26 protein-coding genes and 1 riboswitch are annotated in these 26409 nt (G+C 38.2%); of the genes, 2 read left to right on the top strand and 24 right to left on the bottom strand.

Annotation, left to right across the window (positions count from 1 at the left end; translation table 11 throughout):
* Positions 1 to 38: 38 nt before the first annotated feature.
* The 3 genes from hrcA to mgtA all read right to left on the bottom strand — a co-directional run bounded on the left by hrcA (position 39) and on the right by mgtA (position 5360).
* Positions 39 to 1082, bottom strand: a complete 1044-nt coding sequence (gene hrcA / locus IGJ37_RS05360) for a heat-inducible transcriptional repressor HrcA (protein ID WP_325814759.1) — start codon at positions 1080 to 1082, stop codon at positions 39 to 41.
* A 225-nt stretch (positions 1083 to 1307) separates the two neighbouring features.
* The gene (hemW, locus tag IGJ37_RS05355) at positions 1308 to 2456 is read right to left on the bottom strand and encodes a radical SAM family heme chaperone HemW (protein ID WP_002357829.1); all 1149 of its coding nucleotides are present in this window, start codon (positions 2454 to 2456) and stop codon (positions 1308 to 1310) included.
* 243 nt (positions 2457 to 2699) lie between these two features.
* The gene (gene mgtA, locus IGJ37_RS05350; protein WP_325814758.1) at positions 2700 to 5360 is read right to left on the bottom strand and encodes a magnesium-translocating P-type ATPase; all 2661 of its coding nucleotides are present in this window, start codon (positions 5358 to 5360) and stop codon (positions 2700 to 2702) included.
* A gap of 113 nt (positions 5361 to 5473) precedes the next feature.
* Positions 5474 to 5644: riboswitch (M-box (ykoK) riboswitch) on the bottom strand.
* A 252-nt stretch (positions 5645 to 5896) separates the two neighbouring features.
* Between mgtA and IGJ37_RS05345 the strand changes: the two genes are divergently transcribed.
* On the top strand, positions 5897 to 6772 hold the full coding sequence (locus IGJ37_RS05345) for a LysR family transcriptional regulator (RefSeq protein WP_002382245.1): 876 nt from the start codon (positions 5897 to 5899) through the stop codon (positions 6770 to 6772).
* Positions 6773 to 6795: 23 nt separating this feature from the next.
* Positions 6796 to 7683 (top strand): LysR family transcriptional regulator, encoded by an 888-nt coding sequence (locus tag IGJ37_RS05340; RefSeq protein WP_002357832.1) that lies wholly within the window; start codon positions 6796 to 6798, stop codon positions 7681 to 7683.
* 61 nt (positions 7684 to 7744) lie between these two features.
* Here IGJ37_RS05340 and IGJ37_RS05335 read toward each other — a convergent pair whose 3' ends face one another.
* The 21 genes from IGJ37_RS05335 to IGJ37_RS05235 all read right to left on the bottom strand — a co-directional run bounded on the left by IGJ37_RS05335 (position 7745) and on the right by IGJ37_RS05235 (position 26396).
* Positions 7745 to 8893 (bottom strand): FtsW/RodA/SpoVE family cell cycle protein, encoded by a 1149-nt coding sequence (locus tag IGJ37_RS05335; RefSeq protein WP_002357833.1) that lies wholly within the window; start codon positions 8891 to 8893, stop codon positions 7745 to 7747.
* Complete coding sequence (locus tag IGJ37_RS05330) at positions 8859 to 10034, bottom strand: FtsW/RodA/SpoVE family cell cycle protein (protein ID WP_252671500.1); 1176 nt, start codon at positions 10032 to 10034, stop codon at positions 8859 to 8861. Before IGJ37_RS05330 ends, IGJ37_RS05335 begins: the two co-directional genes overlap by 35 nt.
* A gap of 158 nt (positions 10035 to 10192) precedes the next feature.
* On the bottom strand, positions 10193 to 10453 hold the full coding sequence (locus tag IGJ37_RS05325; RefSeq protein ID WP_002360471.1) for a DUF2087 domain-containing protein: 261 nt from the start codon (positions 10451 to 10453) through the stop codon (positions 10193 to 10195).
* A gap of 25 nt (positions 10454 to 10478) precedes the next feature.
* Positions 10479 to 10820, bottom strand: coding sequence for a DUF1048 domain-containing protein (locus tag IGJ37_RS05320; protein ID WP_002357836.1), 342 nt, complete (start codon positions 10818 to 10820; stop codon positions 10479 to 10481).
* 3 nt (positions 10821 to 10823) lie between these two features.
* A complete protein-coding gene (locus tag IGJ37_RS05315; RefSeq protein WP_002360473.1) occupies positions 10824 to 11147 on the bottom strand; it encodes a PadR family transcriptional regulator in 324 nt (107 codons plus the stop codon).
* A gap of 149 nt (positions 11148 to 11296) precedes the next feature.
* Positions 11297 to 11893, bottom strand: a complete 597-nt coding sequence (locus tag IGJ37_RS05310) for a GNAT family N-acetyltransferase (protein WP_002360474.1) — start codon at positions 11891 to 11893, stop codon at positions 11297 to 11299.
* Positions 11893 to 12843, bottom strand: coding sequence for a riboflavin biosynthesis protein RibF (gene ribF, locus IGJ37_RS05305; RefSeq protein WP_002363808.1), 951 nt, complete (start codon positions 12841 to 12843; stop codon positions 11893 to 11895). Before ribF ends, IGJ37_RS05310 begins: the two co-directional genes overlap by 1 nt.
* Positions 12844 to 12868: 25 nt before the next feature.
* Entirely contained in the window at positions 12869 to 13789 is a 921-nt protein-coding gene (gene truB / locus IGJ37_RS05300) for a tRNA pseudouridine(55) synthase TruB (RefSeq protein WP_002357840.1), read from the bottom strand.
* A gap of 154 nt (positions 13790 to 13943) precedes the next feature.
* On the bottom strand, positions 13944 to 15068 hold the full coding sequence (locus IGJ37_RS05295) for an SH3 domain-containing protein (RefSeq protein WP_325814757.1): 1125 nt from the start codon (positions 15066 to 15068) through the stop codon (positions 13944 to 13946).
* A 118-nt stretch (positions 15069 to 15186) separates the two neighbouring features.
* A complete protein-coding gene (locus IGJ37_RS05290) occupies positions 15187 to 15582 on the bottom strand; it encodes a phage holin family protein (RefSeq protein WP_002357842.1) in 396 nt (131 codons plus the stop codon).
* Between the two features lie 23 nt (positions 15583 to 15605).
* Positions 15606 to 17375, bottom strand: a complete 1770-nt coding sequence (locus IGJ37_RS05285) for a hypothetical protein (protein ID WP_252671502.1) — start codon at positions 17373 to 17375, stop codon at positions 15606 to 15608.
* A gap of 32 nt (positions 17376 to 17407) precedes the next feature.
* A complete protein-coding gene (locus IGJ37_RS05280) occupies positions 17408 to 18865 on the bottom strand; it encodes a phage tail protein (protein WP_325814756.1) in 1458 nt (485 codons plus the stop codon).
* Positions 18866 to 18877: 12 nt separating this feature from the next.
* Positions 18878 to 19804 carry a distal tail protein Dit gene (locus IGJ37_RS05275; RefSeq protein ID WP_430598983.1) on the bottom strand — a complete coding sequence of 309 codons (927 nt, stop codon included), beginning with the start codon at positions 19802 to 19804 and terminating at the stop codon, positions 18878 to 18880.
* Position 19805: 1 nt separating this feature from the next.
* Positions 19806 to 22739, bottom strand: a complete 2934-nt coding sequence (locus tag IGJ37_RS05270; RefSeq protein WP_325814755.1) for a phage tail protein — start codon at positions 22737 to 22739, stop codon at positions 19806 to 19808.
* Positions 22740 to 23096, bottom strand: coding sequence for a hypothetical protein (locus tag IGJ37_RS05265; RefSeq protein ID WP_002363802.1), 357 nt, complete (start codon positions 23094 to 23096; stop codon positions 22740 to 22742).
* Positions 23097 to 23113: 17 nt separating this feature from the next.
* Positions 23114 to 23473 carry a tail assembly chaperone gene (locus tag IGJ37_RS05260; RefSeq protein WP_002357848.1) on the bottom strand — a complete coding sequence of 120 codons (360 nt, stop codon included), beginning with the start codon at positions 23471 to 23473 and terminating at the stop codon, positions 23114 to 23116.
* A gap of 32 nt (positions 23474 to 23505) precedes the next feature.
* Complete coding sequence (locus IGJ37_RS05255) at positions 23506 to 24018, bottom strand: phage major tail protein, TP901-1 family (RefSeq protein ID WP_002365550.1); 513 nt, start codon at positions 24016 to 24018, stop codon at positions 23506 to 23508.
* Between the two features lie 12 nt (positions 24019 to 24030).
* Entirely contained in the window at positions 24031 to 24447 is a 417-nt protein-coding gene (locus IGJ37_RS05250) for a hypothetical protein (RefSeq protein ID WP_002382237.1), read from the bottom strand.
* Positions 24448 to 24667: 220 nt separating this feature from the next.
* A complete protein-coding gene (locus tag IGJ37_RS05245) occupies positions 24668 to 25075 on the bottom strand; it encodes a RinA family phage transcriptional activator (protein WP_002360491.1) in 408 nt (135 codons plus the stop codon).
* 19 nt (positions 25076 to 25094) lie between these two features.
* On the bottom strand, positions 25095 to 25487 hold the full coding sequence (locus tag IGJ37_RS05240; RefSeq protein WP_252671531.1) for a hypothetical protein: 393 nt from the start codon (positions 25485 to 25487) through the stop codon (positions 25095 to 25097).
* 66 nt (positions 25488 to 25553) lie between these two features.
* Positions 25554 to 26396: an ATP-binding protein gene (locus IGJ37_RS05235; protein WP_252671505.1), complete on the bottom strand. Its 843-nt coding sequence runs from the start codon at positions 26394 to 26396 to the stop codon at positions 25554 to 25556.
* Between the last annotated feature and the right edge of the window lie 13 nt (positions 26397 to 26409).

Below are 26409 nucleotides of genomic sequence, written 5' to 3'. Positions count from 1 at the left end.
CTCTTTATGCATCTACTTCTTATCCTAACAAGGTTTGCTTAATTACCTAAAAAACGGTAATAGTCACCTAGTTGTGAAGCTAGCTCATGTCGAAACGTGTCTACCAAACCGAATATTTTTGAATACGGCATACTGGTTGGTCCTAGCAGGGCAATTGTTCCTTTGCCATGTCCTGATACTTCATACGTAGCAGTGATCATGCTCATATCTTCTAAGAGATTGTTGCCAATTTCTGAGCCGATACGAAAAACAATTGGATTTTCTGTTGTTGCAGAACCATTTAATAAATGCGTCAGCTCATCAGAATTTTGCATAAAGGAATAGACAGATTTCAATTGTTCAATATCTTGTTTGATGCCAAAATCTAACAAATTCATGCGACCACCGATAAAGACTTTTTCTTCAAAGGCATGTCCTAACATCTCATCGAATAAGTTCATCATTCCTTCTGGCGTTTGGAAATAGCGATGTAAAATCATCGGAATCTCCGTCCGCAAACGATGATAAACGGTCAACAAAGGTTGTCCAACCAACTTATCATTGATGATTTGTGTCATTTTTTCAAGATCTTGGCTAGAAACAGCGGCAGGAATGGCAAATACTTGGTTTTCAACATTGCCTTTATCTGTCACTATAATAGCAAGGACTTGCCGATCATTCAAAGGAACCATTCGAAAGCCGGTTAATTTCCGTTCTTTCACTTCAGGTCCTAATGAAAAAGCAGTATAACTTGTCAATTCTGATAGAATTTCAGCTGATTGTCGAATAATATCATTAATCTCATGAAATTCTTTTCCAAAAGATTGACGGATCCTTCTAAGTTCGTTCTCTTCTACTTGTGTTGGTTGTAAAAGATGATCCACGTAGTAACGATAACCAGCCATTGAGGGGATTCGCCCTGAAGAAGAATGGGTCTTAGCTAATAAGCCGTATTCTTCTAATGCTTTCATATCATTACGAATTGTGGCAGAACTAGAGGCAATGCCATCCTCCATCAATTTCTTAGAACCGACAGGTAAGCCCGTGTTCGTGTAATTTTGGATGATAAGTCTCAAGATATTTTGTTGTCTTTCTGTAATCATCGTTATTACCACCCTTCATTAGCACTCTTAACATCTAAGTGCTAACTACATATACTAATATAACAAGTCCTTACCTTTTTGTCAAGGGAAATACGCAACTTTTTAGCACTCTTCACTCAAGAGTGCTAATCGCTGCAAACCACCTTCAAAAACCATCAATACCAACTTTTGTAATAAAAAAATCATCGAAATGCTTTGTCACACTTCGATGATTTTTTTATTTTTTTACTCTTTTTCACTTAACAAAAATGCTTCAAAAACATTATTCCCCACAAATAGTCCTTTTTTCGTTAAACGTAAGATATCTGCTTCTTCAATTAATAATTCTTCTTTGATTAAGCGTTGAATGACCTCTCCATAAATTGCTTCAATTGGTTCATGAAATTTTTGTTGGAATTTTTGTTTAGAAATGCCTACTTTTTTACGTAAGCCTAAAAATAACTCCTCTTCTATTTGATTTAGACGAGTTAATTCTTCGGTCTCCACAATTGGCAATTGATTTTCTCGCAAGGGTTTCAAATAATGTTGGATTGGACCGTGATTTTTGTAACGAGTTTGCCCAAGATAGCCGCTGGCACCTGCGCCAAATCCATAGTAGTGGTCATTATTCCAATAAGCCAGATTATGCTGGCTTTCTTTTCCTGTTAAAGCAAAATTACTGACTTCATATTGGTGACGTCCTTTTTTCTCCATTGCTTCAATCGTTTCGTCAAACATTTGTGCTTCGATTTCTTCTTCAGGCAGCTGTAACCGTCCTTGACGAACCCAGTTCATGAACATTGTTTTATTTTCAAGAATTAATGAATAAAGCGAATAGTGTGGCAAGTCCAATGCTAAGGCTCTTGTCAAAGTATCGCGAAAACTTTCCAATGTTTGTCCAGGTAAAGCATAGATTAAGTCAATACTGACATTGGTAAAATTTTCTTTCTCTAAAAATTTCATTGTTTCATAAACATCTGCGGCGGTGTGCTTGCGGCCGATTTTTTTGAGCAAGCGATCATCAAATGTCTGAACGCCCATCGAAAGACGATTGACGCCATAGTTTTTCATGACTTGTAATTTTTCTTGGGTTAAATCACCAGGGTTTGCTTCCACCGTAAATTCATTTCGGTCATCAAACGTTAGCTGTTCGCGAACCCCTTTTAGTAGCACATCTAACTGTTTCGCTGATAATGAAGTTGGCGTGCCTCCGCCAATATAGATGGTTTTCATTTCTTGTTCTGGATACAACGCTTGCGTAAGTTGAATTTCTTTTAATAAACTCTGAATATATTCATCAACTGGTTGTCCTTCTAAAAAGACCTTGTTAAAATCGCAATAATAACAAATATGCTCACAAAATGGAATATGAATATAGGCCGACCGATCGAACATCGGCGTTGAAGTTGAAAGTTGGTTTGTTTTGGTCATTAGCTCGTTTTATCTCCTTATTACCAAAAAGCTCGTTCTTTTTGGAAAGTCTCTACTAGCCATACTAACTGTAAATGACAAATAAATCCATAAAAAAATTCGCACAGTCACTTAAAACAACAACGAGGAGCTGTCATAAAAACCGACACCTCCTCAACCTTGAAAGAAAAGTAAAAAAATTTTTCTATATATAATAGTACAAATCAGTTACAGTAATTGACCGTAACGTTTGACGTATAAAACTTTAATGAACGCAACCAGTGCTAAATAAGCAACAATTGTCGGGATTAAATACAAGAAATAGCTTGGTGATAAACCGACAAACCCTAGTTCTGCACCGAAAGCGGTAAAGGGTAAAACAGTTCCGAGAACAATCCCTGCTGTAGTGACTAACGTCATAATTCCAGAAGCACTACTTTGAAGGAAAGGCATTTTTTCTGTTCGTAGGAAATGCAAGACGAGCATTTGGGACCATAAGGACTCAATGAACCACCCTGCATGGAAAATACCGATAAAGATCAATTGATCTGCTCCATTTAATTCAAAGAATGAGCCACCTAGGATAGCCGGACACACAATGAAATACATAAATAAATAGGTAACAATATCAAAAATAGAACTCGTTGGGCCAAACCAACGCATAAAATTACCAATTGATTTTGGTTCCCATTTTTTTGGTTTTTCTACGTATTCTTCATCTACTTTGTCCCAAGGAACTGACATACACGAAGTATCGTAAATTAGATTTAATAATAGCGATTGAATCGGAGCAATCGGTAAAAATGGTAAAAAGATACTTGCTGGGATCACGGAAAACACATTGCCAAAATTAGAACTTGCTGTTAATTTGACGTACTTCATCGTGTTCGTAAACACGCGCCGTCCAGATAAAATTCCTTTTTCCAAAACCATTAAATCTTTTCTCAATAAAATTACATCCGCCGATTCTTTCGCCACATCGACAGCTGTATCAACAGAGATTCCTACATCAGCAGCACGCATTGCTCCAGCATCATTTATTCCATCACCTAAAAAGCCAACAGTTTGACCATTTTCAGTTAACGCATTTACAATACGAACTTTTTGGTCAGGCGTAATTTTGGCGAAAATATTATACGCTTGAACGGTTTTTCTTAATTCTTCTTGGTTTAATTGTTGAAGTTCTTTTCCTGTAATAATTTTTTCGCCAGCCAGACCAACTTCTTTACAAACAGAATGCGTCACATACTGATTGTCCCCCGTTAATACTTTCACAGCTACATTATGTTGATGCAAGGCGTGAATAGCTGCCGCTGCTGTTTCTTTTGGCGGATCCAAGAAGGCAAGATAACCTTGTAAAATCAACTCTGATTCATCTTTAGTTGTATACTCCCATTCAGCCGCTTCGACTTTTTTATCGGCAATTGCTAGAACGCGCAAACCATCTCGATTTAAAGCTTCAACGTCTTTGGTAATTTTTTGACGCAGCGTCTCTGTTAAGGGCACAATTTCGCCATTTAAAAGTACCTGTGTGCAGACCAAGAGCATTTCTTCAACCGCCCCTTTGGTAATTAAGCGTGTTTCTCGCGTTTTAAACTCTTTGATAATCACACTCATTCGACGTCGATTGAAATCGAAAGGAATTTCATCTACTTTATAAAAATCATCTGATTGTATATCACTTTCTTGTGTCGCCGCTTGAATAACGGCGTTATCCATTAAATTACGCAAACCTGTTTGAAAATAACTGTTTAGAAATGCTAAATCCAAGACTTTTTGATCTTCTTGGCACCCAATATTATAGTGGTATTCTAAAATTACTTTATCTTGTGTTAAGGTACCTGTTTTATCCGTACAAAGTACATCCATCCCGCCAAAATTTTGAATGGCATTGACATTTTTCATAATCGTGCCTTCTTTAGCCATTTCTCGAGAACCTTTGACTAAATTGGTTGTTACAATCATGGGTAACATTTCTGGTGTCAAGCCAACAGCTGTGGCAATCGCAAACATTAACGCTTCCACCCAATCGCCTTTTGTTAACCCATTAATTAGAAAAACAGTTGGCGTAATGACCAACATAAAGCGAATCAGCACCCACGTTGTTTTATTAATTCCTGTTTCAAAACTCGTCTGCTGCTGCTCTTCTCCGTTATCAGAAGCCATCCGTCCGAATAAAGTTTGATTACCAACTTTAATGACAATGCCCAAACCAGTGCCACTAATGACATTTGTTCCTAAAAACAAAAGATTGTCATATTCTGTATCAATTTGATCACTATCTTTTTGATGAGTCGCGTGTTTTTCAATGGGAAAACTCTCTCCAGTCAAGGATGATTGGGAAACAAATAAGTCCTTAGATTGGATTAAACGTAAATCGGCTGGAATCATATCGCCAGCGGATAGTTGGACTAAGTCGCCACACACAACTTCCTCAATAGGAATTTCCATTTGCTTCTTGTCACGAATGACTGTCGCTGTAACTTTAATCATATTTTGTAATTTTTCAACTGCATTGCTTGATTTGACTGATTGGACAAAACTCATCGTGCCGCTTAAGATGACCATTGCTAACATAATTAACACGCCAGTAACATCTTTTTCCTCTGGCGCAGCATAGACATATTCTGTAAAAAATGAAATTGTGGCTAGTGCTAATAACACCAAAGTAAACGGCGTGATATACGATTTTATAAAAAGTCGCAGCCGTGAAGCTTTTTTTTCATTCATAATTTTGTTGCGGCCATAACGTTCTTGTAATTCTTCAATATCTTGGTGTTTAATGCCATCCCAAGTTGAGCCGAAACGTTGTAAAACTTTTTCTACTTCTGAATGGGCAAACTTTTTGTAACTATAGTCATGGCCCAAGTGACGCATTTTCTTTTCCATTTTCTTTCACCTCATTTATCTGTTGTTGACTTGAATTGACGATCGGTTCATCTTCCATTTTCCTCACCCTTTCCACAAAAAAAGACACGCTGAAAACTCAACGTGTCAAAGAATAATCGTTCTTATCGTTGAGCTTTAGCACTATACAACGTAAAAAGCGATTGCTTTTAGCTACCTTAAGAAAAGCCTTCATTCGACAGTTCCTGTTCTACCCATTGGCGTCTCTCGACATTTTTGGGCAGTAGCCTATGTTTGTATAGGAGCCTCACCTAACAAATCTTATTTAATTACAACAGCAAGTATAATTCTTCCTTGAAAAAATAACGATATAGAAAAAGTTTTTAGCAGATAACTTTTTGTCCATTCAGTAACAAAAAGAAAAATAATCCGCTTATTTACTATGGTTTTCTGGTATGATTCGTATTTATTCATAGAATCATAACTGGTTAAATTAATCTAAAGACCGTCAGATAGCCTTGTCGAGAAGCTTTTCTTCTGCTATTTTTTGTATAGTTAAAGAAACGGCGGTGAGGAAAATGAAATTACAACAACTAGAATATTTTATGGCAGTTTCAAAGTATGCGAGTTTTACTTTAGCTTCTCAAAAGCTCCATACGAGTCAACCTTATTTAAGTACCCAGCTCAAGGAGTTGGAACGTGAATTAGGTGCTTCATTAATTTTAAGAGACAAGAAACATTGTCGGCTTTCTCCAGCAGGCGAAGTCGTCGCCAAGCGAACAGAGATGATTTTTGCACTCATTAAGGAAGCGCAAGAAGAGATTAATGAATTAGTGACCCAAGGATCGACAACGACCATTCGGATTGGAACAAACTTAATTGATATAGATAAAGCATTTGGAGAAGTATTGTTGTTATTTAATCAATCCTATCCGTATGTAAGTATTGATTTTAAGTATTATTACGATCTTGAAACAGCCTTGGAAACAGATTTAATTGACATTGGGATTGGGATATTTTTGGATACCTCGATTCCATTAGAGAAAGAATTAATTTATACAGAAAGCTATCTCCTTTGTGTCAATAAAAATCATCCTTTAGCCCATGCCGATAGCGTAACGATTGACGAAATTCGTTCTTTACCTTTTGCTGCATATTCCGATCAAGTATATGAAAAAAAAGTGTTTAAACGTTGGGAACGTAAAATCAATTGGGAAAATCGGCAAATCGTCATCGAACTCCCTTCTCTTCATTTAGTCTTAGACATGGTCCAACGAGAAAAAGCCTGTAGCATCCTTCCCTATTCACTCACTGATGAACTAAACAGACGTAACTTAGTTGGTATTCCTCTGGAAGATAGTCCAGAACGAGCCATCTATTTAGTTCAGAATAATCATCACGGACATTGTGAAGCACACCGTTATTTATTCGAACAATTACGTTATTTATTCTAGGAATAGAAAAAGGAGGAATTCCCATGGAACTATTTCGTTTACATTATTTTTTAGAGTTATGCAAAGTGAAACAATTTACTAAAGCAGCCGAAAATTTAGCAATTTCTCAAGCTGCCCTAAGTAAGCAAATAAAAATTCTTGAAGCAACGTTAGGCGCGGAACTTTTTAATCGCCAAGGTCAAACTACCACCTTAACGCCAGCTGGATTAATTTTAGAAAAATATTGTTGGCGCATCACCAATGAGTTGGTCTCAATTGAAGAAGAGCTAAAAGAAATTAATCATTCTTCCAACCATATTTATGTAGCCACTTATCTCTGTGATTTAGAATATAAATTGAATGACTTACTAATGACAACATTAACGGATCGTTCATCCAACTTACAAGTCCATACTATTATTACAGAAAATATTCTTCAATCCTTGGAAACAATGGATGCAGATTTTGGTATTTCCTTTGCTGACTTACCATTACCTGAACATATTGGTAAAATTGATTTATTTACAGCAAATTATCAATTCATTTTAAGAAACGATCATCCAGCTTTGGCAAAAGCCACGACGGAAGAAATTTTAAAAGAACTAACAATGTACCCCTTCGTCCGTTTAAATACCGAATTTTCCGAGCAAAACAAATTAACCAATTGGCTAGATACTACGTTTTCTAATTTTTCTCCAGAGAAAGTCATTCAAGTGGATACTCTTTCACTTATTACTCACTTGGTGTCTCATTCCGATAGTTTCGCTATTGTCCCCGAATACACAAATATTCAACTTTTAGACAATTCGATCCATACACTAACTTACCAAGAACTACCTAAACGAAACATGGCAGTTTATTATTTAAAAGAACGTTACATGAGTCGACAACTTCAACAACTTTTGGCTGAATGCCAAAAACAATTTCAATAGTAAAAACCAAGACTAGAGCTTGTCGGCAAGCGAGTTCCAGTCTTGGTTTTTATTTGTGTTTTCAGGTAGCGGCTTCTCTTCCTTTGACAAATCCTAAAGAAGTGATAGCCATCACTAACGAAGTGCCTCCTTGACTTAAAAACGGAAGCGGAATACCTTTTAACGGCAACAGTCCAATCACCGCACCGATATTCTCCACCGTTTGAAAGACCAGCGAAAAAATGAGGGCGACACAGATGTACATACAAAAACGCGAATTGCTCCGCAAGCCAGCTACTAAAACTTGATAAAACAAGTAAAAATAGAGAAAAACAACGGTGGCACTGCCCACAAAGCCCCAGGCTTCCCCGATAAAAGTAAAAACCATATCAGACTCACGAACAGGAACATACACTTCAATCCCATGCACACCCTTGCCAAATAAACCACCCGAACCAATTGCCAATAAGCCTTGTACTTGTTGATAGGAGATTTTATCGACATAATCATAGGGATGAATCCATGCTAAAATTCGATCCAATTGATATTGTTTAAAATGTAAAAAGAAGAGTACTTTGTGCCCCCACTCTGTAAAGACTAACAGAATCAAGACCACGCCTAACGTTGCTAAAGCACTGAAAATAATGATTAAAATTTTGCGATCAATTCCTGAAATAACTAAAAGAGATAGAATAATCGTTACGAAAACAAGGGATGTCCCAAAATCTTTTTGTACCGCCATCAAGAAAAAAACAGGGACACTAACCGCAACGATTTTTTTTAGAAGTTGCTTGTCTGAACGCCATTTATCAGACCAGTCTTGTTGCTCATGTTGGACAATAATTTTTGCCAACATTAAAATAAACGCAATTTTCGCAATTTCTGATGGCTGAAATTTAATAAACCCTAAATCTAACCAGCGCTTTGTGCCCGTCAATAAATACATTCCTTTGTCATAGGAAAAATACAAAGCGCTCATTAAGATTAATGAAAACCCATAGAAAAAAGGAGCTACTTTCCAAATAAACTTCTGTGACAGCCGACTAGCTAAAAACATGCCTGCATAGCCAACAAAAATAAAGAAGAGTTGTTTTAATGCTGGCACAGTTCCGTCTTTTCCTTCATTAACGGCAATCCAATATTGCACACCAGAAGATAAAAGTGTGAGTAAAAAAATGGGCAATAATAAATCATAATTAAGATGTAAGTTGAATTTTTTTGTATTGACCATTTAACTGCCGCCTTTCGTTTGCAATAATTTTAATGACGATTCCTAATGCCACTGAAAAGATTAAATAACTTGTCCCACCGTAACTAACAAACGGTAAAGGAATTCCCGTCATTGGAATCAAACCCAAAACGCCACCAATGTTAATCGCCGTTTGAGATAAAATCAAGGTCCCGACTCCTAACAAAAACAAGCCGTAACAATGATTTTTTATTACACAACTACTCCGCAAAATCGAGGCCGCTAAAAATAACAAAAGAAATAGTAATAGTAAGCCGCCAATCAAACCAAGTTCTTCCACAATCACCGCAAAGATAAAATCGGTTTGACCTTCTGGCAAGCCACCTTTTTTTACCATACCATTGGCTAGTCCAGTGCCCCAAAACCCACCGTTATACATCGCTAAATAGGCCATTGAAGGCTGAAATCCGCGATCATGAAAGGATAAAAACGGATTTTTCAAAACAACTAAGCGGTCATACACATGCGCAAAAAAATGTGGTAAGTACTGGTGATCGCCTAGAAAAATAATTATTTTAGAAAGAAGCGCCGCGCTAGCAACGACAATCCCCGCAGCAATTACACTAAATTTTGCATGAATACTTGCTGAGAAAATCAAGACACTGCCAATAACTAAAATAAGAATGGCCCCGCCAACTTTGGGTTGAATCAAAACTAAAAATGCAACGACCAAAACAAACAGCAATTGTTTCCTTAACTGCTTCGTTGTCAAGCCATTTTCTTTTTCACCTAAATAACAGCTCAAGTAATAAATAATCGCAAAATTACAAAGTTCTGATGGCTGAAACTGGATTCCAAAGAGAGAAATCCAACGTTGTGCGCCATTCGCTGCTACACCAAAAAAAGGTAGTCGAACCATTAACAGTAATAGTACCGAAACTAAAAGCAGTCCAATCGCAATTTTCTTATTAAATAACACTTCTAGTCGAACTTTGTAAATCACGAACATTAGCACCCAGCTGAGACACATAATAATGCCTTGTTTAATAAACACAGCAGTGGGCTTCACGCCTTGCATCAACAAGTCATAGCTACTGGCGCTATAAATCATTAACGCGCCAATAATACTTAATATAATAAAGGTCAAAAGAATTTTTGTTAGACCTAAAGTACGTAGATTCATTCTCTCACCTCTATCTTTTTCTAATTAAATCAATCTTACCAGTCTGAGTTAGAAAACAAATAGAGAGTTTTTTATAGAACTATTACTAAGCTTACATAACAAAAAGTAGCTAGACTTGGTTCATTTCACCTAGTTTCGCTACTTTTAAAAAAAGCCATTTATATAATTTTTGTGTGTTGCTCACATTTCTGATAAATTTTTCCAAACTTATCTCTTTCTAAATACTGATAATCTACTAAATACCGTCTCAAAAGTGCATAATCTTCATAGATTTCTCTAAGTCGCTGATTGACTTCTTTTTCCGTATATTCTTTCCCAAATTCAAATTGGTTGGCCACACGTTGAAACACTTGGACTTTTTTCGCATTTTTCTTGGGAATAACCAGCAACTTTCCTTCTTTAAAAAAATTTTCAACCATGTTTATTCTCCTTTTTTTGTTTTGACTATTGTTTAGAAAATTGATGATTCAGTTTTTCTTTCTGTTTATCGGTCCATTTGCCAGCGACTTCATTGACAATTGTTTCAGCAAAATCGCCTACTTTTTCTCCCGTAATATTTTTGATAGGTGTTCCGTTAGCAGCTCCTTCTTCAAACAAATCAAGTAAATCAGTCAACGCATTGAACATATTGGCTCCGCTATGATCTGAAAAATGCCATGCATATTTTTCAATTTCTTGAAATACTTGTCGATACTCTGCTGGTAATGCTGCAATCCGTCGTTTATATTCTTTGTACTCTTTTTTATCCCCCACAACTTTTTTGATCAACGCTTTAAAATTTGACATGCTCTATCCCTCCATTTTTTTCATCTTGTTTACTTGTTTTGAAAGCAACGTCCACCGCTGCCAAAAATCAGCGAGTTCTGCTTCTCCTGATGAGGTTAAGCGATAGAACTTCCGCATTGGCCCTTTTTCTGAAGGCTTTTTTTCAGCTATAACCCATTGATTTTTTTCTAAACGCAGTAAAATCGTATAAACGGTTCCTTCAACAATTTCAGTAAACCCTTGGTCATTTAAAATTTTTGTAATTTCATAACCATATGTTTCTTTCCTTCGGATGATGGCTAAAACTAAACCTTCTAAAATGCCTTTTAGCAACTCTGTCTGCTTCACTGCTTTTCCTCCCTAAACTACTCTTTAGTACTATGTACCACTACATAATAATACTGAGTACCGGTTCTGTCAACTACTTTGTAATAAAAAGTAGTAAAGACGCGACAACCACCAGTACTTAACTAGTAGTTGTCGCGTCTTATTATTCTTTATTCATTTATTCCGAGTTCTGCTTCAAAGGCTTCTAATTCTACAAGGTGTGTTTCTGGATAAGCAAAGCATGTTGAAAAATGCCACTCCCCACCACTTGTACCAAAATAACCTGGCAGTAATTCCAAAGCCAATAATGCTTCTGATGTTTCTTTTTCTGGTAACGTAATCTGAAAAGTAGTCGCTGGAACAAAACCGAACTTCGTATAGTAAGTTGGATGGCCCAGGATAATCAATCCGCCGACGCCTAATTCTTTGGCCTTCTGCACAGAATGCTTAATTAACGCTGAGCCTACGCCCGTGTTCTGTGCTTCTGGATGGACACTTAGCGGCCCAACGGTCAAAACAGCCTTCTCTGTATGATCAGGTAATCGTAGTTTGGCTTTTGAAGACATAATATGACCCGTTAATTTTCCTTGATCAGTTTCTGAAACTAAGGACAACTCCGGAATAAAGTCGGCACTTTCTCTTAATAAATGCACGATAAAATGCTCTGTGGGACGCCAGTTTTCGGTCAAGTTTAATTCCTTGAACGCTTGATACGTTAAACGCTCTACAGCTTGATACTCTGCAGGTTTTTCTTGACGAATCTTCATTATTTGTCCTCAGATTGTTGGAAATAGTCAGCCGTATCTCGTTCATCTTGTTTTAATTGGTCGATCAAGGCTTCAGCCCCATTGAATTTCACTTGGTCACGTAAATAATGATTCCAACGAACCACCACTTGCTCACCATAGATGTCTTGATGGAAGTCCAAAATATAGACTTCCACGGTTAAATCGCGTCCTTCTCCAAAGGTGTCATTATGACCAATTGAGCCCATGCCGACATACCATTTGCCACCAACTTCGATTTGCACAGCATAGACGCCAATTCTTGGTAAGCGCACGGTGCTTTTCACTTTGACATTAGCGGTCGGGAAACCCAATAAACGGCCACGAGCATCGCCATGGACAACTGTTCCTTCTGTTTCATAAATATATCCTAACAACTCCGTGACCTCCTCCATTTCGCCGGCTTCCATTTTTTCGCGAATTCTTGTTGAGCTAATTTTGGCACCAGTCATTTCTTCTTTTGGTACTGTCACCACTTCAAAACGGCCTTGCGCATAAGTTGGTAACTGTTTGACTCCAGCGATTTCTTTAGGACCATACGTATAATCAAACCCAGAGACTGCCACTGCACTATTTAAATTAACGATATACTGATCGACAAAATCTTGCGGTTTTAATTGAGCAAACGCTGAAGTAAATTCGACAATATATAAAATATCAACGCCCAAGTTGGCCATTAGGCGTTCTTTTTGTTCCAAGCTAGTTAAATATTTCATATTTTCTGGTAAAACTTTTTGAAAAACGATTGATGGGTGTTGGTTGAAGGTCATCACAGCTAACTTCAAGCCTTTTTCCTCAGCAATCTTTTTGCCTGTTTCAATTACTTTTTGGTGGCCTTTGTGGACACCGTCAAAAAAGCCTAGGACCATCACGACTTCTTCATTAGGAATTTGATTGGGTTCATAGGGATGATGTAGTTGAATAACTTGCATGTGCAAAAACTTCCTTCTTTTTTATTTAATTGTTCCGTAGAACTTTACTTGGTTTCAATAATTTATCATGCGTTGGGTGTGGCATGTATAAACTAACCACTTGATTTTGGTAAAATAAGGCAACTAAGGATTCTGGCATTGCCTTTATTCCTAATTCTTTTTTGTGCAAACGCATGCCATTTTTTACTTTTTGATACAATTCATCTGATAAATCAATTCGTGGGAATTGTTCTACTGCTGTCTCAATGGGCAACAGGCATTGATCGATTGTTTCAGCAGCCATTTGTTTGGCTACTTCTTCTAACGTTAAGCATTGCGCAGCTTGCAAACCGCCACTTGCCGTTCTCGTTAAATCCGACATATGGGCAGGATAACCTAATTTTTTGCCAGTATCCACGGATAGTGTCCGCACATAGGTTCCTTTGCCACAGACCACTTTAAACCGCCAACTTTGTGTTTGAGCAGATTCATTAAAAATTGGTTCACTAGTGCGTTCAAATGAATAAATCATTGCTTTTCGTTGGGGCCGTTCAACTTCTTCCCCGTTCCGGGCATATTCATATAAACGTTTACCATTGACTTTCACCGCAGAAAACATCGGTGGGATTTGTGTGATTTCACCTGTCATTTCGGCCATTGCTTGATCAATTTGTTCAGTTGACAGAGGTGTTGTAACTGGTTTTTTTTCAACAATTTCACCACTAACATCTTCGGTTGTCGTAGCAAATCCAAGTGTAATTTCACCTTCATAGGTTTTGCCAGAATCTACCATGTATTCGATCACTTTCGTTCCTTTGCCAACGCAGATGGGTAAGACCCCTTCGACATCTGGATCTAACGTACCACCATGACCAATTTTTTTGGTATGTAAAATTTTTCTCAATTTAAATACGCAGTCATGACTTGTCATGCCACGTTCCTTCCATAACGGTAAAATGCCGTCCATTATAGTTCCTCCAGTTCCGATAATACTAACTTTGTCATTATAGCATAAAAGTACCTAGCTTCGCAGTCTCCATTGCTTATTCCCTTTGGCAAAATCTCTGCTAAATGCACAAAAAGCCACAAACTCTGCTTTTATCAGAGTTTGTGGCTTTTTTTTAGCTAGTAAATGATCCCCATGTATTCTGTGCGTTGCCATCGTTTGGTCCGATTGGCAAATAAATTCTCGCGCCTGTCGTATCTGTTCCACCAATAAAAACATACCCATCTGCAATATAAAACGCATCGTAATAAAAGCGAGTATTTTTGGGCCAGATACCATAAATTGGGGCTGACAGGCTAGGTTGTCCTGCTCTTAAAACAATGCCTTCGTCCACACCAATTAGAAATGATTTCTTCTTTTGCGGGCGCCAAAGTTCAGCAATGTCGCCGTCGTTCACATAACCTAACAAATGTCCGCTATTTTCAATACGGTAAAGGTTTTGTCGGTCCGGTAATTTCGCTGTAATTGTTCCTACCTGTGTCCAAAGTGCCTCTGCTGATAGATGTTCATTGATTAAAGCATCTGGTGTTGGATAGATTGAAGTGAAACGAATTGCTTGTCCTACTTGATATTTTGGCGCATTAGGTTTACCCGGCTGAATAATGACAGTCTCACCTGTTTCAGAAACGCCCGTTTGTAAATCTTGTGCCAACTGCGCTTTACTAATCCCCCAACGCGCTAAATAACCATAAGGATCTGTATGATCTCCCCACCAATTTTTTGTAATCCAATCATGAGTGACTATGCCATAACCTGTTCCATCGTCCAGCGAAAAATCAGCACCAATGTTCTGAGCCAAATCACGGGCCAAATTAACATAGGCAGCATAATCTTTTTTAAATGTCGCCGCATTATTCGTTCGAGCCAATTCGATTTGCGCATAGGCTTTTTGATTAGCTAAAGAACCTGCGCCATATTGAATTTGGCCAGCAGGAGCTAATTGTTTCACTCGTCCACCAGATCCGACAAAATATGAGACATAAGCATTTGACCAATTTCGTTTCATATAGGCTACTTCATTGTCTAAACTGTGTGGTCCTAGGTTCCGCTCGTTTCCTGATTCATGTAAAACAATTAATTCATTGCTTGCAGAGCCTGGAAAATAAGTAAAGTTGATTGGATCCGCTTCGATGGTGTAAGCGCAAGCCATCATCGGAATCGTTAAACTTAAGCCAATCACTAAAGCAAGTTGAATCATTAATTTTTTAAACATAGCATGCTCCTTTCTTAAAAAAGCCATGAAAGGAAAGTCAAAATAACTTCCCTTTCATGGCTTAAACCTGCAGATAAATGGCGGGACAGAAGTAATTTCTTCGGCGATCAGCCGAAAGTTCTACGTTTGTCCCGACCACTTCTACTTAATCATCTTTATTTTTTAACTGAATAAATAACTCTTTTAACTTTTTCGGCATAGGAATAAAGGTCGCAATATTTTCAAAAAAAGAAAGTCCTTCGTTCGCAATGTAAAAAATCAGAACCATTTCCCGAATTGGCAAATTGTTCCCCACAACTTTTTCAACACGAACCGCTACAGCAACCACAAATAACATCGTCACTTTTTTCGCAATTCCGAGCATACCAATCCGACTGGACAATTCTTTTGTGGCGATTGCCTTAATCCAACCTGTGATGAAATCGACAATAATTAAAAAGAGGAAGACATCCAACAATTGATCTAATCCACCTAATAAACGTACGACAATCCCACCGAAAATGCTTAAAAGCATTGTTATTGTGTTGAGATAACGTTCCATAAAAAGACTCCTAAACTAGCTTGTTATTTTGTCGGAAACGGATCGTCCGTGTACCAACTTCCTTGGAGGTAAACATTTCCGGCTCTGCTTGAGGCAAAAATTATCCCTTGATTTCCGATTTCATATAGTGCATTACAATTAGGATACGGAAAAACGTAAGGTGCAACTGAGAGTGGAATATTCCAGACACTAGCACTTATTTTTGAGGACATTTTGTACCCAGTTGGTATGTTAAATACTTTAGGCATGTGGTTATTCAATTTCGTTGGATCACTCAAATTACATCTTACAAATGCATCGACACGATTTCCTACCCTAATTAATACAAATTTCATATTGTCTTTATTAAAGGCCGCCTGATATTTTGCCTCGACTTCACCGACTCCGCTAGCTTCATAAATGGCCATTTTAGAGGATTCCAAAGGCGCACCATTGACGGTTGGCATAGTCACAAAATTCTTCACCCCAGCAATCTCTTGATCACCTGTTTGTGTCACAGCTTGACCTTTAATCGCTTCCGCAACGTTTTTCGGGTGCATATATTTACTCGTTAAAGTTCCCGCGACTGCTTCGCTGTCTGATGCGAAGCCATAATTTTCTACATTGCCCAGCCCCACTTGTTCAGCGGTTACTTGGTGCGGATTATCCTGATTTTCCACATGGGTATTGAGTTGCTCTGCTTGAACAAAACCACTCTTCGCTAAAACCGCTTGGGCATCAACAGACAGACCAATATGAAGCCCCACGTAATCAACTTCTAAACTGGCTGGCGTCACACCATTCGATGAATCTGTATAGCTCATTAAATAAATGAAACCTTCATCTGTGATAAAATTCTGATCATTGATTTGAATTGAAAAATCGCCGAACTCTTTTGCTGATTCTTGGATTTGAGTTACCCAATTATCCGTAGTTGGTAAATACGTAGCGATTTTAATCGTTTGATTATTTGGCGCAGCGGCTTTCACACGTTGATTAATCGTAAAAAATTGAACGTTCTGGCGAATAAATGCCACCGCCTCGTCAGTTGTGAATGTTTCAAACATTTGTGGAATTAATTTTTTTGCGGCTTCAACGAGATTGAAGGCCGCTAACTGTTGTGGAATTACACCACTTTGGGTGGAACCTGTTTTCACACCCTCATCATCACGGCTGGCCATTTTATTGTAGTCCGCTTGGGAAACTTCCTCCCAAACGTCTGTTGGCTTCTTAAGAATTTTTGCCGTAAAATCAGTGGAATAACTGTTTGCATTGGTGGCTGTATTGCCGGCCGTTTTACCGTTAAAGTCTAACTTCAATTTGACAGTGGTTGGCTTAGCCAATAAAGAAATACCGTCTGCTTTTGTCATACGGTCATTCAAATCAATTTGAAGACGATTCGCTAAGGTAGCTTGTTTGATGCCTTGTGTATCTGTGCGTGCTTGGACAATTTCTGGATTACTATCACCTGCTTCTGCTACTAATTGATCGAAATCATTTCGTAAAGTATCAAATTCTTGTTTATTATTATTTGCCGTTGAAACTGCGTTTCCTGCAATCGTGATGGCTGTTTTGGCATTGTTCATCGCTTGGTTAGCTGTTTCATTTGCTTGATTGCCTGCATCGGTGGCAATTTGTACGGCTTCTTTGCCAGCTTCATCTGCGATGTTTTTCGCTTCAGAAATTCCATTCGTTAACTGGACTTGATAAGCATCTACTTTCTCAGCTGATGCATTCGACTGATCCAAGATTGCATTGATTTTAAGGCGACCTTGATTCAGGGTATCTAATTCTTCAATATGTTCTACTGACATTTCGTCACACTCCTCTAGTTTTCATTATTTTATTAAAACTGGCCACCCAATTGGGATTGAATATACACACGACAGATGACCGAAGCATCCAACCATAGTGGCTGATGAGAGAAAAATTGAAGCGTGTGATTGCCGCGTTCGATTTTTCCATCTGTTGTTTTTCGTAAATAACTCAAAATGTTTAGCCGTTGTTGTTGCAATGATAGTTGGGGTAATTTTTTGCCATCCACTACCAAATCAATGTTCGTTACAGAATGCGAAGGTCCTTTAGCAGTTGCCTTGAACGTTAATTCTGCGGTGTTTATATAAAGAATGTCCTCGTCAAAGTATAAATTCAGCTCCACTGGCTGTGTCTTGCTAAGTTCTCCTTGTATTGAACGATTTAAAAGTGTCGTCGCCCCTTGTGCGTAAGTTTCGCTAATCTCTTGTTTCCGACTGAAAGCTGTCATGGTACTATGAATTGTTTCTTGCAGATTTCCCAACTCTAGCTGAATGTCTTGGGGGGCACCAAAAACATCTTTTTTACTTTCTTTTTTGATACGAAGGTTGACACTCCCAAATTCATTCGTATTAATCATGATAACCGTACCCAACCGCAAACGATCGATTGCCAAAGGTTGATCTGTTAATTTAAATAAATCAGCTGCAGTCACTACCCAAGAAACTTGTGGTTTGGTCCATTCTTCTAACATTCGCAAAGCATTTTCCTTTAATGCCTTGGGATCAGAAAAACGCTGTTCCACCCAAATTGACTCTAATAAACCATAGCGGTCAATTGCGGACTTGTTCTCTAAATACGGAACCCCTTGATTGACCGAGCGAATATTGACTTTGTTAACACCTTCGCCTGAACCTAATGGATAAATCCGATTGATTAGCATCTTGGGATTACGTTCTATTTCAAATCCTTGCATGTTGTAACCTTCTTGAATTCGCGCAACTGCTTCTGTTGGTGGTTTGACTAATGAAAGTTCAAAAGGATAGACCTCTGTATTCCATTGCCAAAGATATTCCTCTTCGAAATCGGCTGGGATGCTAAATAAAGGCTCGACTAGCCCGTTTTCATTCTCCCATTTATAGGTTAATTTCCTTGAAAAATCACATTTTTTTAGGACCCAATGCTTTGTTTTTTGTTTATTTAATAGAAATTGAATGGCCTCTTTCGTTGTATTGTTTTTAATTTCGTGACAACCAAAAAGGACAGTATCACCTAAGGTACATAATGCTTCTGTGGCAGAGTAGTGAATTTGATTATTGTTCGCATCTTTCTTAATTGTGGTTGGCATCACGCGATATAAACCAATATATTCATTCTCATTGTCGGTCAGTTCCACCCATTGCATTTCTGCAATAAATTCATTTTTAGGATCATCTAGCGGCATGGTAAAATCTAAACTGCCAATTTTGTTCTCTATTTTTTCATAACTGACTTGATAGGCATTATCCAAAATTGCCGTATATGTTCTTTTCAAATCCAGCGCCATTAACATTTAATCACCCTCCTACACAAATCGGTTAGGATAGCGAATCGTCAAGCGGAAGTCGCTATCTTTGGCTTGAATATACAGCGGTTCATTGGGATATAGATAAAAATCGTTCATTGGTCGAATCATCGGTGCACCATTTTTTGTCAGATAAAAATTTTCAGTATCAATGATAATTTCCGAACGATCAAAGTCTCCTAAGTTAATTGTATCGTTCCGTGTTTTAATCCAAACACCACGTCCGGTTCCTGTTAAAATAATGATCGGTTTGACTTTTAATCCTTCGACCGTAGGATAAATTTCAATTGGCCGAACTTCTTTGCCTAAATCCCCCATCGTGTAAGCCCGATTTTGAAAGGTAATCATGGTTGATCCCCAATAAGCCCCGCCTTCAATTAAAATTGGAAAATCAACTGCACCTGAGCCTGTATTCCCCATTAAGTAATTCGCTTGAAATGTAATGGTTGGCGAACCCCACATCACACTAGTCGCATCACTCCGTGTGTATTTATACGGATCAGAAAGCAATAAAGTAAAGGTGCCTGTTACTTGGTTAACACCTTCGGGTACATCACTCACTGAAGACTTACTGTCAAACCACAGCATTTCCGGTTCATCGTTAAACCAAATAGAAACGTCTTTTTCCGTAAACAAAGCAACGTTTAAATGATTAAATGCATCTCGAAACGCTTCATTATTCACAGCTGAAAGGCGATATTTGACTGTTAATTCTCGTTCTGGAATTCGCGCATAAACGTGACGTTTACCATCACGAATCCCTAATTGATAGCTTTCAATTTCGCTTGGAACTAATTCTCGTCCTGAAACTGATAATGTTTGATAGCCAGGGATGACTTTTTCTAAAAATTGACCGTTAAAATTCAACGCTTCTGAAGGAAGAGGCGTTGAATGAGTTGCTTGATTGGTATCAACAAATTTATACATGTTATCCTCTCCTTCCTAAGCGGTTATTTTGTTTCACTTGTTGTCGTTGTAACTCTGTTGCTAAATAAGGCGCCGTAGTTGCTGCGACAACTTTTCCATCTAACGTTGACTCTACTGTCACAAATAATGGTCGATTGTATGCATCATTTTCTAAACGATGGTCAATCGTTGCCGTGAAGTTTCCTCGACCAGCTAAGTCCAAGGCAAAATCATTTAACAGCGGTAAATCTAAAATAGAAGCCATTGCTCTACTAACGGCTGTTTCGCCTGCATAAATCCCCGTGGCAATCGTGCCGCCGAAATTCAATTTATGCAAATCAGATAAGGGACCTTCTTTTGCTGGTGAAAATGGTAAAAAGTTACGAATTTTACTGACGACCCCATCGATTGCTTCTTTGGCTTTTCCAATTGCGCCTGTAATTCCATCAGCAATCATACCGACAATATTCGCACCGGCATCGGTGAATTTTGAAAACCAACCTTGGATTGCTTGCCAAGCACCTTCAATTACAGAACCAATGGCATTTTTTACCTGATCGGCTGCATTGGTAACCCCATTTTTGATATTTTCAACTAACTGTCCGCCCGAAGCTAACAGTTGACCAAAATAAGAACCAATCTTCGTGATCATTTGTGAGATTAATGTTCCTGCTGCGGACAGCAAGGCACCCAATAGACTGAGTACACCATTAATTAAGGCTTGAATCAGTTGAATCCCAGCACTTAACAACTGTGGCAACGCATTGATTAACGCACCCATTAAAGCGGTAATTAGCGTAATTGCTGCAGTAACCAGTTGCGGTAAAATTGAAATAATCCCTTGGATCAAAGCCATTAGCAATTTGACGCCTGCGCTGATGATTTGTGGCAAGGCACCAATTAAGGCATTTACCAATGTCAAAATTAAGGTAATAGCTGCCGCAACTAAGGTTGGTAAAATCGAAATAATTCCTTGAATTAACGCCATTAACAATTTGACACCTGCGCTGATAATCTGTGGTAAGGCACCTATCAACGCTGTCACTAACGCTAGAATAATCGTCAGCGCTGATTGAATTAACTGAGGTAAAATCGTCATAATCCCAGTGATTAATGCCATCAAAATTTGTAAACCAGCAGTCAAAATCAACGGTAACATCGTAACAAATGCATTGACTAAGGCCGTGATAATTGAAACACCTGCTGTAACTAGCATTGGTAACGCTGTGACAAAAGCTGTCACTAATGTAGTGATGATATTAATCGCTGCAGTTGTAATTGTTGGCAAGGCGGTGACAATCGCATTAACTAAAGTCATTAATAAGCTCAAACCAACTTCTATCAACATTGGTAAGACTGTTGTAATCCCCTGAATCAACGTAGTAATAATTTGTGTTGCCGCTTCAATTAAGACTGGCAAATTGGCAACGATCGCACCAACAATTAACGTAATTAAACTAGATAACGCGGTGACGATGCTTGGAATAGCTTCTGTTATTTTCCCGAGAATACTGGTTAAAACGGTTGTAAAAAGTTGTATAACTTTCGGTAGATTAGCTGCCAGCATTGTTGTAACCGATGTAATCGTGTTACCTAAATTATCAAAGACTTGGGTAATACCACCCGCACTCAAATCACCGGTTTTCATCCAGGCCGTCACGAATGAAACAATCAAGGAAATAATTAGACCAAACGGCCCGGAAATTCCTAATGCAGCCAGTGCAACCTTTGTCAGAACTTTTACCAAAAGACCAACCGCTAAACCAGCTTTGTCAAAGGTGCCACCAAATTGCCCTAATAAGTTACTACCTAATTGCAAACCGCTGGCAAAAACGCCTGCTAGCACACGACCAATTGTTGAAAAAATAGTCGCCATTTTCTCTAAGCCTACTGCAAAAAATTGTTTAAAAACTGACATTACTTGCTGAAAGGCCGGCTGGATCTGTTGTAGCAATCCTACCAATTTGCCAAACGCCGCTGAAACAGCTCCTTGAATGGCACTAGCTAAGCTATTGATACTATTTCTAAATGTTTCATTGGTTTTATAGAAATAAATAAACGCTGCTACCGCTGCTAAAACGGCTGCTACAATTAAAATTAATGGTCCTCCACCTAAGGCACTAAAACTAGCACTTAGTTTTGATAAGCCACCACCTAACTTCCCAATGTTTCCTTGTACAAGAGCCAAACCAGCACTAAACTGTTGAAATTTTTGCTGAGCCATCGTTACCATAATCAACATGGGCCCAATGGCGGCTAAAATGCCCATAATGGCAACAATAAAAACTTGGACGGGTTTTGGTAATTTGATAAATAAATTCACCAAAGCTGTAATGCCTTTGACGACTGTGATAACCACTTGAACCAAAATTTCCATTCCTGGAGCCATCACGCTTTGAATCACTTGTGCTGCCGCTTCAAATGATTGATTCATCTGAGTCAATGCCCCTTGCAACTCGCCTTGCAATGAATCAGAAATCCCTCCTGCACTGGCCATAATCAGTCCTTGCATTCCTTGAAATTCGCCACTGACCCCAGCACCGACGCCCATAGCTGTTTTTAAAACGTTCAGCATAGGTAAGGAAACGGCACTAGTCATGGCCGTCCCAAAGCTCAGCATATTATTTTGTGCATTAGTAAAGCCATCAGAGGTTTCTTTCCCCGCTTTTTTAGCTGCTTCACCGGCTTGTTCAGCAGAATCTGTTAACGCTGTGTTCATTTGATCTGCTGCCTTTGCTGTTTCGTCTCCTGTTTTTTTCACTGTTTCTCCAGATTGTTGCATGACGGTTTTAAATGTTTTCATGACCGTGGCTGACTGATTGACACCCGCACTAATTTTCCCTAAATATCCACTTAATAAGGCATACTCACCGCTCATACTTTTTAATGCTTGTTGGACGCCTGCAAGGCTTTTCTTTGCCTCCGATAACGGCGTTTTTTCTTTGTCATTCTCCATCTACTCTCCTCCCTTCCGATAGCGGCGTAGACGCTCTGCCACAGTGGCAAGTTGCGTTTTTTTCCGCTCATTTAATTTTGTTCGTTGTGGCTGGTTAGCTGCCAGAACTTCAGCAACTCGTTTTTCATAATCATAAAAACTTTTAAAGCTTTCAAAAACGGGTTTTCCTTTTTTGTTTGTCGCTTGCGCTTTAACATTTAAGTAGGCAAGCTCGTGCCTTTTCCGCTCTTCATCTACTTCTGCTAAATTAAAAGCAATCATTCGTAATTCAAATTCAGACATGGTCATCCGATCCACTTCTTCAAATGAACGACAGCCTAAGTAGCGAAAAGCAGAAAGAGCGATGTCGTGATACACGTCATCGCTCGTTTTAATTAGTTGGTCGCTTGCGCTTCTGCTTTCTTCGCTTCTTTGCTGAACTGATCGATCATTGGTTTTGTAAGAGGTTGCTTTCCCATTTCTTTAAGCAAATCATCTGAAAGTTTTTTGACATCTTGGGTCATTAACCATGCTTCAATTTCCGACTTACCTATTTTTAATTGCCCACTTTGTAAAGCTTCCATGATGTCAACTAAGATTACTGGATTGTATTGGCGTAAATAAATCATTGCTGAACTGATGCCCATGCCGAATTTGGCAGCGCCATTTTCAATTTGGTAACGTTTATCTAATTCGCGAATCGCGCCAATCGTAAATTTCACTTCAATTGTTTTTCCGTTAATCTCTAAATTCATTTTTTATCCTCCTAAAATTCAACACTTTTTGATTATTCGCCAGGTTGTGGTGCTTTATCTGGAACGGTATCTTGGAACGCATATTGTGCTTCCGCAATAATATCTGCTTCTACTGTTGCAAAACCATCTTGTGGTTTGCCATTAATAGAGGCTTCTGTTTCGATTTCTACTAATTCTTCTACATTGGCTGGTAAACTCCATGAATTTACATAACCTTGGGCATAAATTGCTGGATATTTACCTTCCGCATTTTTTTCACCTTTTAAATCAACATCCCAAAATTCCATTAAGATGCCATCTTCAACTGCGTCTTTCATGTATAAATTTTCATCATCTCGAGAGGCTAAACCGCTTAACGATAACGTAACTTCTAAACCAGAAACAGCATTCGCAACGCCATCTTTTGTTTGCGTACCGCTCGATTCACGTGAGAATTCCCATTCATGTTCAATTTGAAATAAGGGTTTCATTGCTTTCTTTGTCGCTGCTTCATCCAAGCGACGAACTAATAAAATACGGTCTTTTCCTTGCATAACTTCTCCCATTGATAATTCCTCCTAGTAAAATTGCATGTGTAATGGTAGTACAGCATGCCAAATTGTTTTTTTCATTTGTTTGGTATCTTTTACCATTTGTGCTTTGACTTCTTGATGTTTGATACCCCAATTAAAATGAGCCGTTCGTTTTAAGTTACTGGTTGCCTGCCGTAAAATCGTTCCTTTAATTGTAGAAATTTGTTGTCGTTCAGATAACGCACCATAAACATGCATTATTAATTCAATTTCTCCCAAAATAGCTGATTTAGTTGGCTTAGGTAATTCTTTACTATCGCCTAAGTAAACAAATGGCTGATCTGGTAAATCTGTCGGCAGTTCCTCTAGCAACAAAAATCCTGACGTCTGGCAGATTGCAACAAGGGCTTCATATAACTCTTGTTCCGCTTCATTCATTTTTAGCGCCACCTTTCCATTCAAAAAATTCAGGATTGGTTAACAAATTGGCTCTCTTCTAGTCAAAATGAAGGATCTTGAAAGTAGCCGGCATTTTCTGCTCCTTCATAGCTGACACAAGAAAGCAGTCAAAATCATAGAATTCCGTGTCTTCATTTTTTGGTTGCCTCACGTTTATCTATCTCTTTCGACACTATTAATTTACCATGTTGACACCTGAAAAAATTCCACGCTTTTTCCATGTTTACATCCCTAGTTCATCCGCCACCGCTTCAAAGAAATGATTTCTTAATTTATAGGCTTGGCTTTTACTAATAAATAATTGCTGGGCAAGTCCAATTAATGTTAAAGAGGGCCGTTTTTTCATATATAGTTCTTCAATAATCACGCGCGTTTGTTCATCCGCTTCAGCTAAACAATTTTTGATAATGTCTCGATTTCTCTCTAAGTTCCACAGACGACGATCCATAGCTATCGTAATCGCCATTCGTTCGGTCACTACAGAGTGAAGTCCTTGTCCTCTAATACCAGCATTTAAATCTGCTTCTTGATAAGGGTGCCGTAATTCTTCTTCCCGTTGACGGATATACTCATCTGTTTTATAAAAGTCTGCTAAAATATCTTTGATATAATTAAATGTTGACGTACGCATTGGTTAATCTCCTTTACTTTTATTCATTTAAAAGTGTTAATCGATAAATAAAATAACACTCTTTCGACATGTCTAAGCCGTGACGAATCGCTTCATCTGAATAACCGAGCCAAATTAAATAGAGATACTCGCTTTTTGTAAACGATGCGGCCTTGATGGATTGGATGGGTCTTGATTGATCCATCGACCAATTACCGATTGCTTGTCCTAATTCTTGAATTTCCTGCATAATAGATTTATTTTTCTGACTTGTCCAATCGGGATATTGATTCATTAGTTGTAAGAGTTGTTTTCTTTTTTGTGCTTTTTCGCTTTGTTGCTTTGAAATATCTTTAAATACAACGCTTTTCATTTCAAATAAATCTTTTTTATGTTTTGTTAAATTACTCATGTTTACGGCCTTCTCTTTCACCAATTAGATAACCTAACATCAGTGTCATTGTCCAAAAGATAAACCCAATAATAATTGTTAACATATTTATTTCACACTCCTCATTCGTTTGTCTGTTGTGTCTTTATATTGGAAAACATAGCCACTGGCGTGCTTCATTAGACGAGAAATAATGCGTGTTCCATAGGCCTCCACCAGTTGTTTTCCAGAAAAATTAGTAGTAAAAATAGTTGCTTTATTCTGTCTAGCTTCTAAAATTCGGTTTAAGATGTCATTATTAAAATCCGTACTAACTTTATTTTTAATTCCTAATTCAGCACCTAAATCATCTAAGACCAAAACGTCTGCTTTTTTCATTCTAGTAATATACGCTTGAGCCTTTGCTTGGCTTTTGGTCGACTCATTCATGGACATTTTTAGTTTTTCTAATAACTCAGAGTAGCTGACAAATAAACAATACTTTTGATATGCAGAGCGTTCTAAGACTTCAACTAAAATACTGATAGCCAAATGACTTTTACCGACACCAGGTCTCCCTGAAAAAATAACGTGGATTGGCTTTCCTTCAACAATCGCTGAAACTGCTGCTAAGGCCCGTTCTTTTGCTTGTCTTGTTTCTAATTCAGTGGTTTGGTAATTGGTTAAGCGACATTGCCGTAGCGCATCATCAGCAATTAAGGACCCTTGATGAAAAAATTTTTGTGTACGCGCCATAAAACTCTCTTGAGAACGTTGTTGAGTGGCTTCTTGTTCATGTTTTTTTAGCATTTTATACCCACACGACCAACAAGTTGGGGCACAACGTTCTGTGCCATCTTTATTTTTTTGTTGCCAAACATATTGTTCACTGCCACATTCAGGACAACGGTCTTCAACTTTTTCTAACAATTGACTCAATAGTATTTGAAAAGTTTGATCTGTCGCATGCATACTGATTTCCTCC

The sequence above is a fragment of the Enterococcus sp. AZ104 genome, from assembly GCF_050546705.1.
Lineage (GTDB): Bacteria > Bacillota > Bacilli > Lactobacillales > Enterococcaceae > Enterococcus > Enterococcus faecalis.
The sequence above is the reverse complement of the archived record's forward strand: the minus strand, read 5'-3'. Positions and strand labels throughout refer to the sequence as shown.